This is a genomic window from Trabulsiella odontotermitis (assembly GCF_030053895.1).
Classification (GTDB): domain Bacteria; phylum Pseudomonadota; class Gammaproteobacteria; order Enterobacterales; family Enterobacteriaceae; genus Trabulsiella; species Trabulsiella odontotermitis_C.
In genome coordinates this window covers 726,193-743,774 of record NZ_CP125781.1, presented here as the reverse complement: position 1 = coordinate 743,774, position 17,582 = coordinate 726,193, and the positions used below count along the sequence as shown (strand labels likewise).

Below are 17,582 nucleotides of genomic sequence, written 5' to 3'. Positions count from 1 at the left end.
CCCGGTCAGGCAGCCCGATATCGCATACGAAGCAGGTTTACGCTCGATTCATTAACCGGCGGTGAGAAAGCTGAGCGCTTTTCACCAAGAAGAACAGACAAATCTGGCTCTCCCGCCACCTCGCATGCTTGTTTCCATGTTTCGTTGTTTTCCACAGCATCAAACCGGGTAGCATCAATACGGCGATAAGATAAAACAGAGCCATAGATCTGACGAATTAATCTGCCACCTTCGCTAAGATGATGATCACGGCGAGAACGTGTAATTAATCCATAATGCGATGCCTGTAGTGCCTTTTTCGCAAACTGATCGAATCCTACTAACAGAAACACACACCTGTAACCCAGAGGGGTTCGTGTAAATACCTGGATATCGAGTGGCTCAACAGATGCAACTTCTGTCAATGTAATACCAGGCGGCAACATTGACATCTCAGCATCAAGTTGCTGTATCAAAGCAGTCATAGAATCTGATGCAACCTTGATCTTTTCTTCCAGGTTAAACATAGCAACATCAGCCCATGGATTATTTCGCAGGGAATCCTGGTTAATCAGAGTCGCACGGTGGAAAAACTGAGGCATACCGATAATTCCATGCCTTGCAGGCTTTTCACCGTCCTGTTTTTCAGGCTGACGCCCCTGCCATAGCCCGATTGCGTAATTCGTATGCAGTGCGATCGTCATTTCAGACTGCAGCGCACCAGTTCTTTTCTCATTTTTTTCTGCCATCGTTGTCACCTGTGCTCAGTTAAGATGAGCAGGCATAGTCCTGAAACACCGGTATCTCCAACAACGCGAAACTCATAATTCCAAGAACGAAATTGTAAGTTGGTTAAAATTTGTACTTGCTGCGCCCCGCAGCAAGCTCGTTTTTTAACCAACAGCAATACTTTCCCGCAAGACCCCAATCACAACACATCGAAACCTGATTCTTTTTTGTACTTGTTGCGCCCCGCAACAAGGTCATTTTTTAACCACTATTGCGCCCAGTAGTTCTGCTCATTTTTTGTACTTGCTGCGCCCCGCAGCAAGCTCACTTTTTAATCAAAAACAGATTTTTGATGCCATAATCATTTCTGGACCTGTTGCCGAATAGCCGCAATCATAGCCCTTACCTGCCCCTGAGACGGGCGTTTCGCAGGTTGAACAGGGACGTTGGCTGTGGGTACAGTACGTGATTCAACCGGGTGGGAAATTGTTCCACCAGAACTGGCAGTCGCCGTATCCTCTGAAATTTTCAGCTCACCACTTCGCGCCCTGCGAAGCATAGAGAACATCCAGCCCACCGGATTGTTGAGCCTTCCAAGGGCCTGTTGCTCACGCAGCATGTCAGCAAGGGCCTTTGCCATTGTCTCCGGAAGCGAAGCCATCTGCGTACTCAGCATCTGCCTGTCTTCACTGTTCAGAGCGTTCAGAAAATCATCTGGCAGGAATTGCTCACCACACGGTACGTACGTTTTTTTATTCACACTGTGTGTGAAAGAACGTACGTTACAGTCCGAATTTCGGACTCCGGCGTAAGTCCTTGATTTTTTACTGAGTCCATTTTCCGGATTCTGTGAATTATCAGGTTTAAGGGAACTGAGTCCGTTTTCCGGACTCAGTGAATTCGGGCTGTTTTTTATGCGTTTTTTACTGAGTCCTGATTTCGGACTCGGTTGCACAGCCTGTCGCTGACGAGCCATTTGTTCTGGTGTGGCAGGTGCACTTAGCCGGCTCTCAATAATGGCCAAGCGGCTGTGACGGTGGCGCATTCCCGGATCATGAAGGATGTCATTGACTACAGCCAGCGCCGTCATACGGACGGCTTTATTCCTGCTCAGGCAACTCTCTTCAACAAGGGTCAGCCAGCCCGGATCAAAAGTCTCAGCATCACGGTAGCCCAGCGGCTCATCATGCTGTGCATAGATATTGCCCCGCACACGACCATGGTCGTCGCGAACACGCTTACACAGGCTGAGCCAGCCTGTAAGACGCAGCATCAGCAGAACGCGGCTGACCGTATCTCTGGAGGCCTTCTCTGAATGTGCCGACGCCAGTTGAACCTGGAGCTCATCATAAGTCGGGAAAACAGCACCTTCATTCTGCTGTGCATACAACCGGATCATCACCCAGGCGGTTTTATCCAGTGGCGAAAGACGGGTATCCAGAAACAGCTGTCGGGGAAACGCATCATGTACATTTCCCATAAAAAGAAGCCCGCTGCGCTCCTGACCGACATCACCAGTGTCTGTACGCCGTTCGAGACTACGCTGCATCCTGGACAGTGTATGAGCAACTATGCTGTCTGCCGGAATGGTCATTTTCTGCTCTCCTCTTCAACCTGAGACAGCACAATGCCGGGACAAACCCGGCACTGTACGGTCAGCAGCGGCATTCCGTTACCGCCGTATTTCACGGTTATAGGTCTCATGATCCATAAGCCACCAGTGTTTACCTCCATCCTTACTGAGGATGCGCCAGAACGGCCCAACATCTATCTTGAGATAGCCGTTCATCGTCAACCGACGGAACACCTTCTCACCGCAGCACACTGCGCTGAACAGCCGTTGCGCCCTGCGACGAACCGAGGGGGAAACGTACTGACGTGAAGAAAAGTCGGTCATCTGCATCATGCTTCCTTGCGCTGTTGTGATTCACTCTTGCGGGATGGAGTTGTCTCCCGGCACCACTGGCAGACCCTGCTCCAGACTGCGGTCAGTGACAGGCCATGCTGCTCAGCGGCAAGCATCATCGCTTCCAGAGCCTGATGAGAGTCCGGGGATGATAGCCCGGCAGCCTTCCACTCGATCCATAGTGCCGAATCCTGTGGCTCCGTCAGAGACTGTGTGCGGCCCTGGCGAGACTCTATCCCCATCAGACGACGCCGTGCGCTAACCTCTGATGGAGACAGGCCGAAGTATTTATCAATCAGTTCCATTGAACCGCCAAGCTCAAGCGCCCGGTCTATCATCAGCATTCGTTTCTGCTCATTACGTGCCTGGTTGAGCATCAGCCAAAAATTTTCGTGATTCAGGCTAACATCAAGCACAGAAACGTGTGACTGGCTCAAATAATGCAGCTCATCAAGGCTCAACTGACTCAGTGCGCGTATCTCCTCGAGTGACATTCCCAGCGACTCACAGCGGCGAATATTGCCGTTTTTAACATCCATCAGCAGTGATGAAAGGATGGCCGTGGTGGCCTGTGAAAGGTTGTGCTGGCTCATAGGGCCCCTCCTGATATCATCTGATCGGCAACAAGCAGAACATCAAAAAGCCAGCCCGACAGGCAGGCACTCCATAAAATAATGTTACTCATGTGTACAGCCTCCCGCCGTAATCTGCTGTTGAGCCTGCGCACCAGTCAGGCCTTGATGAACTTCGGTATCCCGCCCCGCGAGCCAGCCCGCTACGCGTGCTGCTCTGTCGCCACGGCATTTACCGGCCACCCTGACGTTTACAGTCCCCAGGGTGTCGCCGGTGTGACGCTGGGCAAGCCAGCGCTGAAGCATGGAATTCTCACATTCTGAAGGCGCGAATGACTGCAGTACCTGCCAGACGCCAGATACCCACCCTTCACGAAACTGATCGGCTCTGCGACGAAGCGTGTTCTTAAGAATACGGCGCTTCCGGTATCCGGCAATCTGACCGTCAGTGTCTGCACGAAGTTGCCGCTGTAAAACGGTATAGATATAGAGCGCAACTTCGGCTCTCCCGCTGAAACCATAAAAGTGCAGAGATCGGCGAACGCTTTTTACACCACTGCAACTAGTGTGAATATGCCAGCCAAACCAGCAACGGCAGCCCGTGGCCATGCATACCACTGTTGCGAGTGAACTTAGCCAGGCTGGCACTTTTTCTGCATTACTGGTCAGGTTCTGACAGACGGATTCCTGGATATCATGAAGAGAAAGCATGTCAGGGGTCAGGCCATGACGCTGCATCAGCCGTTGAGCCAGAGCCACTGCACGGGCCGCCTCGTGTGGATTACTGTTCCGGGTACCCAGCGCCATCAGTCGCCGGATACGTGCAATCACTTTTGTAGTTTCAGACATGGTGTAGCCCCCTGCAGCCGGCAGCACGGTGAACATCCTGCTTCTCCTTCACATCCTGACAAGCAGCACACAACTCTACGCCCGGCACTGCCAACTGACGGGCAGCGGGAATGTCCGCGCCGCAGCACTCACAAATTTCTTTTGACGGGCGTAACGAGTGCACTTTTGCCCTGATAGCATCGATGCCGCGCTGGGTGAAAATAGCGGTACTGGCCTGAGCCATTTCATCATTCAGGTCCTCAGACATTTTCCCCTCCCTTCACAGCCAGACGCTGCAGCTCACGCAGACGCCGTATAACGCGGATAAGGCGCATTGTTTTTACAACAGTGACATCATCGAAAACGGCAGTATCTGCAGGTTCCTGAGAGCCAAAAAAATTCAGGCAGAACATGAACATATTGAACTGTTTGTTAGGCAGTGAACCTGATAGCCCGGCGAGGAAAAGAGTAAACTCGCTGGCGTTCTCTGAAATGGAGAAACCAGCTGAATGATGGTCTTTATCCTCCCGAACACAGTCCGCGCAGCCCATCGCTTCGGCAATTTCGAAAGTAAGCCGATAAGCCATATCCTGCAGGTGCTCGATGTCGTCCTGTAATGCGGAGATGTGCCAGATATCATTGACCGGTTCCAACCCGGTTGCGGCGAAGGCCACTGAGCTAACTGAAGGTGTGGAAGTTTCATCCTGTTCGCCAAAAGCAGAAACGAGCGCGTTGGCATTAACATCTGACTTAAATTGCCACTCTCCATCGTTATCAGGATTCTCTGTCTGACCGGTAATCACAGGATTTCCGCCAAACAGGTCATTCTGAACTTCACGACGCGGCTCACTTCCAACAGACATACCGCCGGGAAGTGCAGTATTGTCCTGAAGTTCTGGTACAGCTTCCGGACGCCCTGGAGTAGTCAGCGTACCGCTACGCAGACCAGTAACAGGGGGCTGGGATGAAGTATCTGCTGGCAGAGTCGTAACTGGTGGTGTTGTGCGTTCCCGACCACCTGACTGTTCAGACGCGGGTGTAGGTGCTGGCAGTGGAGGCGGCTCGCCAAACTGTTCCCTGCGTTTTTGCTCACGAGGATCAAGTTCAATTAACCAGCGGTCATAATTCAGGCTTGGATGGGGAAGAGCCTTAACCAGTTGACCGATAAACTCATCCCTAAAAATATCAAGGGCATAGCTTTCAGGTTCATCAAAACACCGGCAAACTGCACCAAACACATCATCAAGAGAACATTCTGGGTTTACGTCACCGCTGAAAGATTTCCAGACCTTCATAGCTGAAGAACGAAGGCTCAGGAGTGGTGTTGCCTGACCACGGCTCATGCCACTCTCAAGCAACTGGGGCATATGTGGATACAGGTAATTAAGCGTATCTTCCATCCGGCTTACGCTGGAGTTATCAATAGGATAACCTTCCTTACCCAACAGATCCGAAAGTTCTCGTAAGGTAACACTCCGGCCCAGTTGCTCTTCATAAATTACACGCGCTTTATGAACACCGAATGCCTTTTCTATATAGGTAAGATCCCCCCTGACCTCATTCTCAGCCAGGTGACCAACCAGACATTTTAGACGTCCAGGCCAGGGTTTGAAGATCGTGTGAACGCGATAAAAACGTTCATCACCAGTCTCCTGCCAGAGATCGCAGAGTATCTGATACCGGGTATTTCCCCCGTCACTAAAGATATAAACATCATCACCATCCGGATCACGGGTCACTTTTGGAATCGAATCCAATCCTCGTGCACGGACGGAAGCTTTAATTTCCTCAAAACGAGGATTGCGTCCTTTGCGCGGGTTATCCGGATTCGGGCGAAGCTGGTCAAGGGTAAGAACCATTGCCATTTCGTTTACTGGCTGGGTAACGGTGGGAGTATTATTATCAGCAGCCTGAGCCGGTGATTTTCCACGCTGCAACATGGCGTCGCCAAGGTTAAGACTACGGACGTTGCTCATGCAAACCTCCCGGTATGACCAGGGTTAGCAGAAAAACGCGTATAACGGCCTTCGTATTGCAGTCGGATCGTACCAATCGGTCCCTGACGCTGTTTGCTGACAATAATTTCAGCAACCCCCTTGTCTTCAGTGTTTTCGTGATAGACCTCATCACGATAGATAAAGACAATTACATCAGCATCCTGTTCCAGGGCACCGGAATCACGAAGATCGCCATTGTTCGGCCGTTTATCAGCACGACTCTCTAGTTGACGATTCAACTGCGAAAGGGCAACAACCGGACAACCCATTTCTTTCGCCAGCGCTTTGAGTGACCGCGAGATTTCAGCAATTTCCTGTGTGCGGTTCTCCTGATCCGGACAACGCATCAGTTGCAGGTAATCAAGACCGATGACTGAAGGGTGACCATAACGGCGGGCGTTACGACGGGCGCGAATTCTGAGCATGGCGGGGGTCAATGAGCCAGTGTCATCTATGATGAGGCGGTCTTTAAGGTCACCCATCAATAGTGAAGACGCGTTTGAAACACGCGCCCAGTCCTCATCATCCATCTGGCCATTTTTTAAATGTGTTAAATCTACACTGCCAAGTGAAGCGACCATACGCATGAGGATCTGCTCGGTGGGCTGCTCAAGGCTGTAAAACTGCGCATGTGTATCGGCTTTTTTCAGAAGTGAATTCAAAATCAGGCTGATCAGAAAGGCAGTTTTCCCCATTGAAGGCCTTGCTGCTATAAGTATCAGATCAGCTGCCTGCAGCCCGCTGGTCATGGCATCAAAATCTTCAAATCCCGTAGGCGTACCAGTAATACCATCGGGCACATTGCAACGACGTTCCAGCTCTGTAAGGAGTTTTTCCATGCCGTCAAGCAGCGTCACGGCCTGCTGTGGTTCTGAACGTTCTGCCAGCCGGGTAATTTTTTGCTCTGCGGTTTCCATCACCGCCCCGATATCAGCACCGGATGCCTTAACAGTTTCGGTTATCTCAGCACCAATGGCGACCAACTGTCGCCCCTGGCTGTACCTGGCAACAATGTCACAGTAAGCGACGATATTGGCCGCACTTGGAGTATTTTTTGAAAGTTCGGCCAGATAGGCGAATCCGCCAAGTTGCTCAAGCGCATCCTTACCACGGTTTTCAATGCTCTCAGCAAGTGTGATCAGGTCAATCGGACGCCCTGCTGCAACCAGACGCGCCATTTCATGAAAGATGACCTGGTGAACCTTGAAATAAAAATCATCGGTATCGAGACGGAGCGCCACTTCATCCCAGCAGTCGTTATCCAGCATCAGGCCACCAATGACGCTCTGCTCAGCATCCTGAGAAAACAGCCCCGAAACATTTCTGCGGTTGTTAGAGGTCATTCCTCGCCCCCCGCATTAGCTAACGCATCAAAATTCGTTTTCCACTCTGGGAAAAGTTCACAAGCCAATTGATACATTGACGTAAACGCTGAGTCGCTTTTACGTCGGGTATTTTTTTCAAGACGATGTACCGGTACGCCCTTAACATGCCCAAGAACATAGACAGTCAGGTCATAGATACATGTCTCCAGCAGGTCGATATGAATTTTGTCTGCATGGGCGCTGTAGCGTTTATCTTCAACGATCGCTTTGACTTCAGCGAGGGTCTCAACAGACAGATTGTCGTATTCCATACAGTTGATGAGCAATTTTGTGACTGGAAGCTGAATGCCAAACGCACAATAAGGCAGCAATTCTTCCATCAGCGCGACTGTTCCGCGCATGAACTCCCTGACATCAGGAAGAATCGGTTTGGCAATACCCACCATGGTTCCGGTGGAGGCCAGGATAATTAACTCAGACATCACTGACCGTGAGCCTTGTGAATCGACAATAATCACGCCATATGAATTAAAAAGGGGATGTGAAAGAGCATTTCGGAGGCGAACTCGCCCATCAGGCGCATTCAGCATTGCAGTTGGGAGAAAATTACGAGGATCGTTGGAAACGATAATGTCCAGATTATTGATCGACGTACGGGAGATCAGATTATCGGGATTTGAGAGATCAACTGTCTGCATCAACAGTTCGTACAAACCACCAGGGGCTTCATATTCAAGCGGGAATATACTGCTGGCCGTTGGCTGAGCATGGTCGCCATCAATCAGAAGTGTTTTGATACCTGCATCGGCCAGAAATCCTGCAAGATTAGCTGACTGAGTAGACTTACCCTCGCCCCCCTTAGTGGAAACAACAGGTATAATACGAGGCTTAACACCCAACGTTGGATAATCGATTGATTGTAAATGCATTTTAGCACCTGAAAATTAATCAGGATGCGATTCAACAAATACCGATCATTCTTCTATGGAATTTAACATTTTGTCACAGGGATTGAAAATCCCCGTGTCCTTGGTTCGATTCCGAGTCCGGGCACCACTATTCAGAGAACCCAGCCATTGGCTGGGTTTTTGCTTTCTGGAATATGGGCATTCCCATCCGGAATAGCATCGCTATTTAATAAATCCACTTTATTTATATTTAATTAAATATTATCACCTCAATAAATATAAAAGTTATGTTCCCGACAGAATATCAGCGGTATATAATTGTGTAAAACACTCGCCAAATTATCTAATACTGTTGAAGGATCATAATGTATGCATTTTCGATTAACGCTATTTTTATGCGCAGCCGCATTTCTGTCAGGCTGTTCTTATTCCCCCATTGATGCAAAAAAAACTGAGGCCCCTCGCACGGGAAGTCATGTCAGCAAGACTACTACCGTACAACTGACCGACAGAGATGTCTTTGGAAGCGAAGCCACACTGGCTGTATCGGAAGAAGATATTCAGGATGCGCTGGATGGAGAAAACTTCAATATTCCGTTGAATGCTTCCGTCATACTGGTGCAATCCGGCAGTCGTGCGCCAGAAATGATGATGCAGCAGGAAATGAGTAAATACTATTTAATTTCGACCTTCTCCGGCATCCCGGATTTGCAGAAATCACTCTCCTGTAATAAAAGCGCGGAGACAGCTGAAAGTGAAAATATGAATTATATGCAGGCCTTGCGTTATATTGCGGCAAAAGGTCGACAAAAAGCGGTAATTGTTTACTGGGATGAGTTACAGAGCGGGAAATACGATACCGTCACCAAAAACACTGTATGGACAGGCTACAAAAATGAAAAACTCACAGACGCTACCCTGCTCCGCTATCTGGTACGCTTCGCGCTGGTGGATGTCGCAACGGGTGAGTGGGCGAGCTGGTCGCCCGTCAATTATGAATATAGTGTACTGTCGCCGACAGGAGCCACGTCAGAACTGCAGGAACAACAAATCGCCCAGTTAAAACAAAAAACGTATGCAGCGGTGGTGAAGGATCTTGTCAGCCGCTACGAATAATTATTCTGCTGCCGCTGTTGGCTCGTTTGTGAGTAGCCACCAGCGGCTTGTCACACCATCCAGTCGTTCGTTAATTTGCTTTTCCAGCAGGTCTGTATTTTCACCATGAGAACGGCGTTCTTCATATTGCGTCAGCAGATACTCCAAAGGGATCTCCTGATTCAGCATTCTCTCGGCCTGGTAGACCACTGTTTTAATATGCGAGAGCGTGAGCCCTTCTTTGTTCTGTTCCCGTTGCAGTAACAATTCGGCGAATGCTCGCAAATCAGTTCGTGTTTGTTGCCAGCCATGCAACGACGGGCTGCTTGCCGCTCGAGTTTTCAGCGCCTCATTCCATTTGCGGGTGGCTTGTTGTTGCTGCTGACTTTCCGGCCAATGACTATTAGCCACGCGCGTCATTTGCCTCCCGGTTTCCAGTTGCTGTAAAGGGGAAGCGTTAAGCAGTTTCCTGAGTTGCGCATCATAGTCAGTAAGTGTCGGCGACGTCAGCCAGATCGCTGTCATTCCTGACGCGACATCACGCACCCGATTATTCTGTTGCTGTAGGGGATAAACCCACCACCACCAGAGGACAACAGCGACGGCCACTGAACATATTACACCAGCAAAAAAACCTTTCAGGTGGCCAAAAGAACTTGCTTCAGAGGCCGATTCCTCCATCGCACCACGATGCACCGTAACTTTCATTTCTGGTAGTTCTGTCAAAGAAGCCACTGCGTCAGTATCTGTACTGTCCGGCTTATAGACTAACGTGCGGACGGTCATCATTTCCGTTTTTCCCGTCACAGTCGATTTCGACTGCGGCTCGTAGCGTTTTCGTGTGTTCTGGACAAAATAGAGCAGGTTTTCCACTCGCGGAACACGCTTGAGCTCCACTTGCTGAAGCTTATCGCAAATCACCTGCAGTGCCCGTTCGATGCGATACAGCAAGGGAAGATCGGCATCTGAAAAGGACAGTTGCTGGCGCAGAATATTACCGGTGCGCGTGTTAAACCAGTCGAGCATCTCGCTTCGCGCCGCGCCACCCTGCGGCCAGAACGACTCCCATTCATGGCTTATCATCGCCGCCATCAGTTCTACACCCTCACAAAACCCTGCCAGGCCTTGCGTACGGGTCCGCGCCAGCGTGTACCAGGCCGCCGTATGCAAATCTACACCGTTGGATTTGAAAATGCTTAGCGCCAGTGATTCGACCAGCCTCCAGTTCATTTCCGGCTGTGCAGGATGGCTGGCTTTGTTGATCTCTTCACGAATAGCGCTGAACTCCGGAAGACCACGAGGATCGCGGCCGGTAATAATCGTTTGACTATCGACAGATATATTCATTCTCTTTTTACTCATTGCGCTTCTGAATAACTTAATTCGCCTGTTTTCCGGAGTAAAAACCAAATTGTTCGCACGATGCAGGCGCCTTTACAAAGTGGATGCCGGAAAATATTCCTGAACCATCACATTGTTGATAATGGCTGGATAAAGGATAAAAATAGATTATGATTGACAACAACATTGAAATAAAAAAAGCGCTTATCAAATAGATAGAAAGGTAATACATACCGCGCCCTGAAAGTAAAAACGCGCCAAGTTGTTGCGTATGTGGAAAAAAGATAAGGAGAAAAAAAGCGATAAAAAAATAAACAATAACAGGAAGAAATGAGAAGATAGGTACTGATCGCCAGTTGTAATAGATCGTGTCCTTTCCATTGATAATATCACTCAATGTTCCCACACTCAGTTTATAACCCAACCAAAACGCGCCGATCATCAGGCTGCAAAAAAAAATTATCGCAATTCTGTTTTTTAGTGTCACATCCATTTCCTTAATAACCAAACTCATGGCTTGACCAGGGTGAAAGCGAGGTTGCATGATCCAGGTTCCATCTTCTGATTCTGTCATTCTCTTTCATTGCCTGTCTTAGGCTCACTATTAATTTTTCTGAGCAGTGTAATTCATTATTGTCCAGATAATCTAATGTTGCCGTAATAAAGAAACCGACGCTGACGGCCACTACGATCCCGACAGAAACGGGCAGCGTAACCGTTACTCCTGCCAGGGCGACCAGCCAACCTCCAGAAACAACGAAAATTTTTGTAACAAAAACCGTCACAATTACTTTAGCAGCATCCATCGTGATATTGCCGATGAAGGCTGCAACGTCATGTTCTGATTTAAAAATCAACTCAACAACTCGCCAGCAAGCAGAGAACCAGATGCAAAATTTAGCGCCAGAAATAATGCCAGTATGAACGCCTGCCCTGCCGATACCCAACTCCAGCACCTGCGGATGATTGATGCTATATCGGGTTCCGCTGAGAATACGCCGCAGAGAGGGATAGTCCGTTATTTTTACATATAGCCTCCCCTGATAAGTATATTGAATCGCTTTTATGCCCAAGCCTTGCAATCTGAAAATGAGTTTCCCCGCATCCTTAAAGCTCATCAATCTGGAGAGCTTTTTAGCCCCGCTTACGCTATCTTTAATGTTTCCTGCATATGTCGTACCGGAACCTACAACTTTGCTGTTGCATAAATCATCGATCACTGACTGTGCTTCATCCAAAGACAATAACATTACGTGGTGATTAGTTTTTGTTAATTCCCCTCGAAAATTCCCGATACTTTCATCCCAATAATTAATTAACGCGAATTTATTTATATGCGAAATAGAATCCGTATTACTTTCTATCCAGTCGTAGTATCCTTTCATTGTAACATTCCTTTTGGATACACCATTTAGAATATACGTTCACTCCACAAGCTATAAGCACTTGTACCTGCGATACAATGTTCCCAACTAATGGATTCATAAGTTAGGTCTATAGATTCTTCCGGTTGCCCCTCACTGTCATCGATAGTATGAGGATTGTGTAATTGGATACTGGAGATTCTTGCATTTGTCAATTTAAGCTTGTAATAACATTCATTCAGTCCGGTCCGGTTTGTTCGATAAAAACTAAAATCGCAACTTAGTGACTCATTTTCATTAATTGCCTTCCCCAGTAATGGGGAAGATTTATCAACCGGCTTAACCAGTCTCAGCGTCTGATGATTCACATTCTGCTGGCGAGTTAATCCATGGGTGAGTGCCAGAACCATGATTTGATCGCGGTGACTCAGTTGCGCTTTATTGCCAATTGAATCCAGCGAGGAGCAACCTGCAGAAATCAACCCTTGCATTTGTCCGTTAAGTGTCAAATAAATAATATTCGCCATGACAGTTCCTTATTATCATAAATATTTAATATAGATATAAGAACCGCACCGGATTCGTCTTCCGCTGCGGTTTTTTGTTTAGTACAACGTATCCGGTAAGTGGAACTGGCTGAACAACCCTCCGGTAAAGGGATTATCTTCTGTATCCGTATGCACACGGTAAACCATGTAGCCACCATCAACATTAAAGCGAACCGTAAATGTTCCTTCCTGTACGCCAGTTAACTGTCCCGCGCCAAGCAATCTGAACTGCGCCCACGGACCACTAAAAGCGATGCTGCGCGGCGCGCTGCCATTACCGGCACTTATCAACGTCAATTTACTTTCGTTTCCTTCACGCATATTATTCGGCCAGACCAGATGTGTGGTGTAATTACGCCCCTGCGCATAGTCCACCAGTTGACCATCAAGATTAAGTACGCTGCGCCGCTTGTTCCCGGACAGCGCCACTGTTTCAACCGCAAATTGAGCGCCTAATCCATTCTGGCGACTAAAGAAGATGTCGCGAATTTTCTGCGCTGCATCCAGTTGGCTGAGTATATCTTCACGAATAATCACGTTATCGTCGTCATCCCGACTCAGATCGTTTTCAATAAACAGCTTCAGGTTTTGTTGATAAAACGTATCCAGAACACCATCTGGCTTAAAGAACCGTTCGAATGCATCTAGCGAGGCATCTTCTTTGGCTTGCGGATTAAAGGGATATTTATCCGCCAACTGAGTGTTAAAGGTTTCCACGACATTGTCACGCCAGTCCAGTTCCATATAGTGAACAGCTTCTACCATCACTACGTGCCAGGCCTGATCCGCCAGTTTACCCACCCAGCGGTTTAGCGGTGCAGGCAGGTTTTTAGCCAGTTGTCGGGTTGCAAAAATTGGATCGCTACTGTTTTGATCCAACCGCAACTGCACGGCTTTTAATGCTGATTTCCCTGGCACCGGCGCATTTTGTATCGCCAGCAGATAACGATGGAGTTCTGTCAGTTGCTGATAGACGGCCTGTAAAGTACTGGCTTTTTCCGTCTGCTCTGCCAGCGTGCTGTTTTCTGCCGAAAACTCCTGCCCGAGGCGAGTCAGCAGGCGGTGATCCGGCTCTGCCAGTAATGCGTCTCTGGCTTTTTCATCGAGTTTCTCCGAAAGCCTGGTAGGTTGTGTATTGTCGCGTAGCGTCACCAGCACTCGCTGGAAAGGTTGATCACCGCTGATGATCTGCTCCAGCGCGGCAGTCATCTCTGGCACAGATTCATAGTCACGTACATTCAGGTTATCCATGCCAGCTCGCCAGGTGGCGGTGTAATCGCTCAGATACTGTTCTGTCAGCTGTCGTTGGATCTCTTCTCTGTCGGCATCGCTGTAACTGATACTACGAGTCAGATTGAGCACCCAGGAATCCATCGCGGTGAGCTCAATAAGCTCATCCCGCTGTTTCACAAAATAATTTTGCAGACCATAACGGGTAAGAAATTGCGGGATGATGAGTTTTTCATCATCTCCGGCGACAAAGATCCGATCGAATGCGGCGCCAGTCTGATCCCGAAGGTTAAGATCGGCGGGTAGCACCCCCTGAGCGCGAGTTTTCAGACTTTGATAAACCCGCTGATAAACCGGGAGTTTGCTGAGTTCTTTCTGTGCAGCAACAACCGGCTTTTCATAAGGTGCCCAGCGGTTGATAGCTTCACCATCTCCTGCCAGTCGCCGGGCATGCCAGTCTGTACGATTAAGTGCATAGTCCAGATGCGACATAAGTTGCACCTGAATATCACGCTGCCCATGAAATTTTTCGCTCCAGCGTTTCGCCATGAACTGTTTCACCACGGCGTTATTACGTCCGCTTTTGTCCTCCAGCATACGAATGACGCGCAATACGGCGAGCTTCTCTTCACTTTCAGGTGGAGCATTGTTTAGATCATTCACCAGACCGTTAAGTACAGCGGGCATATAACGCTGCGCCAACAGTTGCAGATACGTCTGTTCGACATAGGGACCAATGCGCGTTCCTTGATACAACCCCATCTCCGCAAACCGGTTATGATCGCCCCAGTCGCCATAAGCAAGCGTCGCATCACGTAACGGATTAAGCAGTGGAAGCTGCAGGTTTCCATTATTGTCTTCGCCCTGCGGCGGCGGGATCGCCATAAAAGATTTCGCCTGTCTGAGCACAGTGACGCCCGCGTCATAGTTACTGTTGTAGTAATGATGCCAGCCGCCAATCAACGAGAGCACCACCGCACCACCGGCGGCCGAGAACCAGGAGAGGCGGCGGCGGGACTCAGCAAGCCAGACGCTGTTTTCACCCGCCAGATTAGGCTCTGCCAGCAATACCTGTGGAAACAGCATGCGGGTAAAATAAGGCGAGCTTTCCACCAGCGGCCAGGCCGTAAGAGAACGGCTGCCAAGGCCATATTGCCGGGCAGCAGACTGTATGAAAATATCATCCACCTGCCCGCGCTGCGCCGAAGAGGTGAGATAAACGCCGCGCAGCATGACATCATTACCTTCACCATCGAGCAACCCGTCAATAAGCGCTGCCAGTTGAGTACCAGCCCCCTGCATTTGACGTGAAAAACTGAACAGAGAACTACGCGGCGTTGCACTGCTCTGCGCAAGCATGCGATCCGCCAGAGCATGATTCATTCGCTGCCCCCATTCCTGCCAGAATGCATTCAGTTCTGTTCGCCACTCATCTTTTTCATAGGCGTTTCGGGTAAACGTCACGCCAAGAACGGTATCGCGATCTTTTTTCTCAAGCGTCTGAAATAGCGCCGAAAATCCCGACAGTAAATCCACTTTTGTCAACACGAGATAAACAGGTAACCGACAGTGCAGTTGCTGGCGAACCTCCTGGAAACGGCTACGAAGCAATTGTAAAAGCTGCTCCCTGCGAACTTTATTCGCCGTCAGCAAATCGGGAAGATCGAGCGTCAGAATAATACCGTTAAGCGGCTGACGCGCTCGTTTCTGTAACAACCAGCCCAACCAGTGTTCCCGCAATCGACGGTGTAACAGATCATCATCTCCGCTCGCTATTAACGTACCGTCGATGTCAAAAATGACAGCCTGTTTGCCAACATGCGGCGTAATAGCCACTCGCTGTTCTACGCCACGCGAGCTCTCCGGCGTATAGAGAATATCGGACGGGAACCCTTCCCTTACTAAGGTGGTTTTACCACTCTGTCGCGGGCCGATAACCATATACCATGGCAGTTGCCACAGATAATGTCGGCTATCAAGATGGCGTTGAAAACGCAACAGCCAGCGATCCAGATAACGTTGTTGATAATTTATCTCCTGGACCAGCGGATCCTGCGCCTCCTGGCGCTGCTCCTTCTGCTGTTTTTCTATTTGTTGCAGTCGCTTCATGACTCTAACCGTGAGCCACACCAGCACAATCAGCCCCCATACCGCCGTCGCCAGCCAGCGATTCGTCAGCGGTTTAAGCCATGCTTCGCCATACAGCGTCCATGTAGGCCCTTTCCACCAAATCCACACCAGTAAAAAAAACCATGCCAACGCCAGCAACCAGGCAGCGGACACCGTCAGCCGGGGCATTGCAGGCCTGAGCAATGATTTCAGCCCGGTAAAAGTGCGGGGTGTCGGTATTCTGAACACAAAAGCTCCTTGTTATTCTTTGATCTGTTCTTCCAGATGTTGCAGCAATGCGGGCTCCCACTCCGCCAGCGAAATGTGGCAAGCCGACTGGTGTAATGTGCCGTAATGCTGGCGTGCCAGCTGTTTCATTCCGGCGGTCTCAAGCATTTGAGCTTCCAGCCATTCACGATAAAACCGCGTACGCAGATCACCCTCAGGCTGCTGTTCCAGTAAATGCAACGCTGCTTCCAGCCCCTGCTCTTCGAAACACTGCCAGACCAGACGGGTATCTTCGTTCGCTGAGAGATTGGCCGTTACCGGTGTTACAACAGGAATGCTCTCCAGCCACTGCCGGGTGGTATCATTAATAAAAAAAGTGCGATCACTGAATTTCAATGCAGACAAACCTGGCAGACGTTGCAGGAAGCGGCTCGTTTCATCACGGATGGCGTCTGCAACATCAGGATATCCAAGTTGTTGTGCGATACGGGCTGAGAGATGATGGCCATCGAGCCAATACGGAGCCCACAACAGGCTCTGTTCCACCTGCTGCCAGAGTGTGATATCGGCATTGTTTAACCGATTCTGGTACTCTGCGGCCATGTCGGCGGAAACCGCCGCCAGCGAAGTGCGGCCATCGGTTTCAGATTGTGGTGTGCTGGTAATGGATTGCCACAGTGCATGACGGCGCAAGCGATACCCCTGCGGTGACTCCGGCTGGCGTTCGCAAAGAATTTCCGCCACCTTCAATAAGGTCTCGCGCCAGGCTTTATCATCGTGGCGATTAACACACACTGTCGGAGCGGTTGTGGTGGGAGCACCTGGCTGCGCTGCAACAGGCGTTGTTGTTACTGGCCCCGATACTGTTGCCTGTACTGCTTCCTGAAAAGCGCGCCGATACAATATCGCCAGCTCATCAGCTGCTTGCGCCAGCGATGGCGCATCGTGTGTTTGCCAGAGCTGCGCCAGCCTGGCGAGTTCACCCAGCAATGCGTCCCGCTGCTTTGCATTCGCAACAACAGCGAACCCGTCAATTCCCTTCTCAAAACGCTTCAGTATCTGATCAGCAAACCGCTTCTTCTGTGTTGCATTCTGCGGCCAGGCGGTCAGCCAGAAATGTTCGACATACAACGTCAGAAGCCCGACTGCCAGAAGATGATCGCCGGTGTGCTGTAGAGTGCGCAGCAGATGCACCAGCAGACGCAAATCCTTACTTTCTGAAGCAAAAAGCTGTAGCCCACGCCGCTGAAGCTCAGGCAAATCAAGTTGATTATGCGCGAGTGACCCCAGCTTAACGATTTCACTCTCGATAAACTCCCAGTGGGGATTGTCATCACTCAGCGCGCAGGATTGTTTCGCTTCCGGCAGCGTTTCAAGCAGATGTGAAATCCAGGTATCAGGGTTACGTAGATCCATAGCGTGC

Annotated in this window: 16 protein-coding genes; 1 reads left to right on the top strand and 15 read right to left on the bottom strand. The window is 49.7% G+C overall.

The annotated features are described in order from the left end of the window. Positions 1-5: 5 nt before the first annotated feature. From QMG90_RS03580 to QMG90_RS03540, 9 genes are all read right to left on the bottom strand, one after another. Positions 6-728, bottom strand: a complete 723-nt coding sequence (locus QMG90_RS03580; RefSeq protein WP_046497081.1) for a PFL_4669 family integrating conjugative element protein — start codon at positions 726-728, stop codon at positions 6-8. A 341-nt stretch (positions 729-1,069) separates the two neighbouring features. Then, positions 1,070-2,302 (bottom strand): STY4528 family pathogenicity island replication protein, encoded by a 1,233-nt coding sequence (locus tag QMG90_RS03575; RefSeq protein ID WP_046497077.1) that lies wholly within the window; start codon positions 2,300-2,302, stop codon positions 1,070-1,072. A gap of 78 nt (positions 2,303-2,380) precedes the next feature. Continuing rightward, on the bottom strand, positions 2,381-2,611 hold the full coding sequence (locus tag QMG90_RS03570; protein ID WP_001178480.1) for a ParE family toxin-like protein: 231 nt from the start codon (positions 2,609-2,611) through the stop codon (positions 2,381-2,383). After that, positions 2,611-3,207: a DUF2857 domain-containing protein gene (locus QMG90_RS03565; protein ID WP_000077899.1), complete on the bottom strand. Its 597-nt coding sequence runs from the start codon at positions 3,205-3,207 to the stop codon at positions 2,611-2,613. Before QMG90_RS03565 ends, QMG90_RS03570 begins: the two co-directional genes overlap by 1 nt. An 84-nt stretch (positions 3,208-3,291) precedes the next feature. After that, the gene (locus tag QMG90_RS03560; RefSeq protein WP_000005470.1) at positions 3,292-4,035 is read right to left on the bottom strand and encodes a DUF2786 domain-containing protein; all 744 of its coding nucleotides are present in this window, start codon (positions 4,033-4,035) and stop codon (positions 3,292-3,294) included. Continuing rightward, on the bottom strand, positions 4,028-4,282 hold the full coding sequence (locus tag QMG90_RS03555; RefSeq protein ID WP_046497070.1) for a TraR/DksA C4-type zinc finger protein: 255 nt from the start codon (positions 4,280-4,282) through the stop codon (positions 4,028-4,030). Before QMG90_RS03555 ends, QMG90_RS03560 begins: the two co-directional genes overlap by 8 nt. Beyond that, positions 4,275-5,990 carry a ParB family protein gene (locus QMG90_RS03550; protein ID WP_046497064.1) on the bottom strand — a complete coding sequence of 572 codons (1,716 nt, stop codon included), beginning with the start codon at positions 5,988-5,990 and terminating at the stop codon, positions 4,275-4,277. Before QMG90_RS03550 ends, QMG90_RS03555 begins: the two co-directional genes overlap by 8 nt. Then, positions 5,987-7,354, bottom strand: a complete 1,368-nt coding sequence (gene dnaB-PI / locus QMG90_RS03545; protein WP_000203356.1) for an SPI-7-type island replicative DNA helicase — start codon at positions 7,352-7,354, stop codon at positions 5,987-5,989. Before dnaB-PI ends, QMG90_RS03550 begins: the two co-directional genes overlap by 4 nt. Then, positions 7,351-8,265, bottom strand: coding sequence for a ParA family protein (locus QMG90_RS03540; RefSeq protein ID WP_000550614.1), 915 nt, complete (start codon positions 8,263-8,265; stop codon positions 7,351-7,353). The genes dnaB-PI and QMG90_RS03540 overlap by 4 nt, the downstream gene beginning before the upstream one ends. Positions 8,266-8,613: 348 nt before the next feature. On the opposite strand from QMG90_RS03540, the gene QMG90_RS03535 reads away from it, so the two are divergent. Continuing rightward, complete coding sequence (locus tag QMG90_RS03535; protein ID WP_283282746.1) at positions 8,614-9,360, top strand: lipoprotein YafT; 747 nt, start codon at positions 8,614-8,616, stop codon at positions 9,358-9,360. On the opposite strand, the gene QMG90_RS03530 is transcribed toward QMG90_RS03535, so the two are convergent. From QMG90_RS03530 to tssA, 6 genes are all read right to left on the bottom strand, one after another. Beyond that, on the bottom strand, positions 9,361-10,686 hold the full coding sequence (locus QMG90_RS03530) for a VasL domain-containing protein (RefSeq protein ID WP_283283881.1): 1,326 nt from the start codon (positions 10,684-10,686) through the stop codon (positions 9,361-9,363). It lies immediately after the preceding gene. A gap of 31 nt (positions 10,687-10,717) precedes the next feature. Further along, positions 10,718-11,224: a DUF1240 domain-containing protein gene (locus QMG90_RS03525; protein WP_283282744.1), complete on the bottom strand. Its 507-nt coding sequence runs from the start codon at positions 11,222-11,224 to the stop codon at positions 10,718-10,720. After that, the gene (locus QMG90_RS03520; RefSeq protein WP_283282743.1) at positions 11,178-12,065 is read right to left on the bottom strand and encodes a hypothetical protein; all 888 of its coding nucleotides are present in this window, start codon (positions 12,063-12,065) and stop codon (positions 11,178-11,180) included. The genes QMG90_RS03525 and QMG90_RS03520 overlap by 47 nt, the downstream gene beginning before the upstream one ends. 26 nt (positions 12,066-12,091) lie before the next feature. After that, on the bottom strand, positions 12,092-12,571 hold the full coding sequence (locus QMG90_RS03515) for an Hcp family type VI secretion system effector (RefSeq protein ID WP_283282742.1): 480 nt from the start codon (positions 12,569-12,571) through the stop codon (positions 12,092-12,094). A gap of 78 nt (positions 12,572-12,649) precedes the next feature. Beyond that, the gene (tssM, locus tag QMG90_RS03510; RefSeq protein WP_346733132.1) at positions 12,650-16,180 is read right to left on the bottom strand and encodes a type VI secretion system membrane subunit TssM; all 3,531 of its coding nucleotides are present in this window, start codon (positions 16,178-16,180) and stop codon (positions 12,650-12,652) included. Between the two features lie 12 nt (positions 16,181-16,192). Next, on the bottom strand, positions 16,193-17,575 hold the full coding sequence (gene tssA / locus QMG90_RS03505; protein ID WP_283282741.1) for a type VI secretion system protein TssA: 1,383 nt from the start codon (positions 17,573-17,575) through the stop codon (positions 16,193-16,195). Positions 17,576-17,582: the final 7 nt, after the last annotated feature.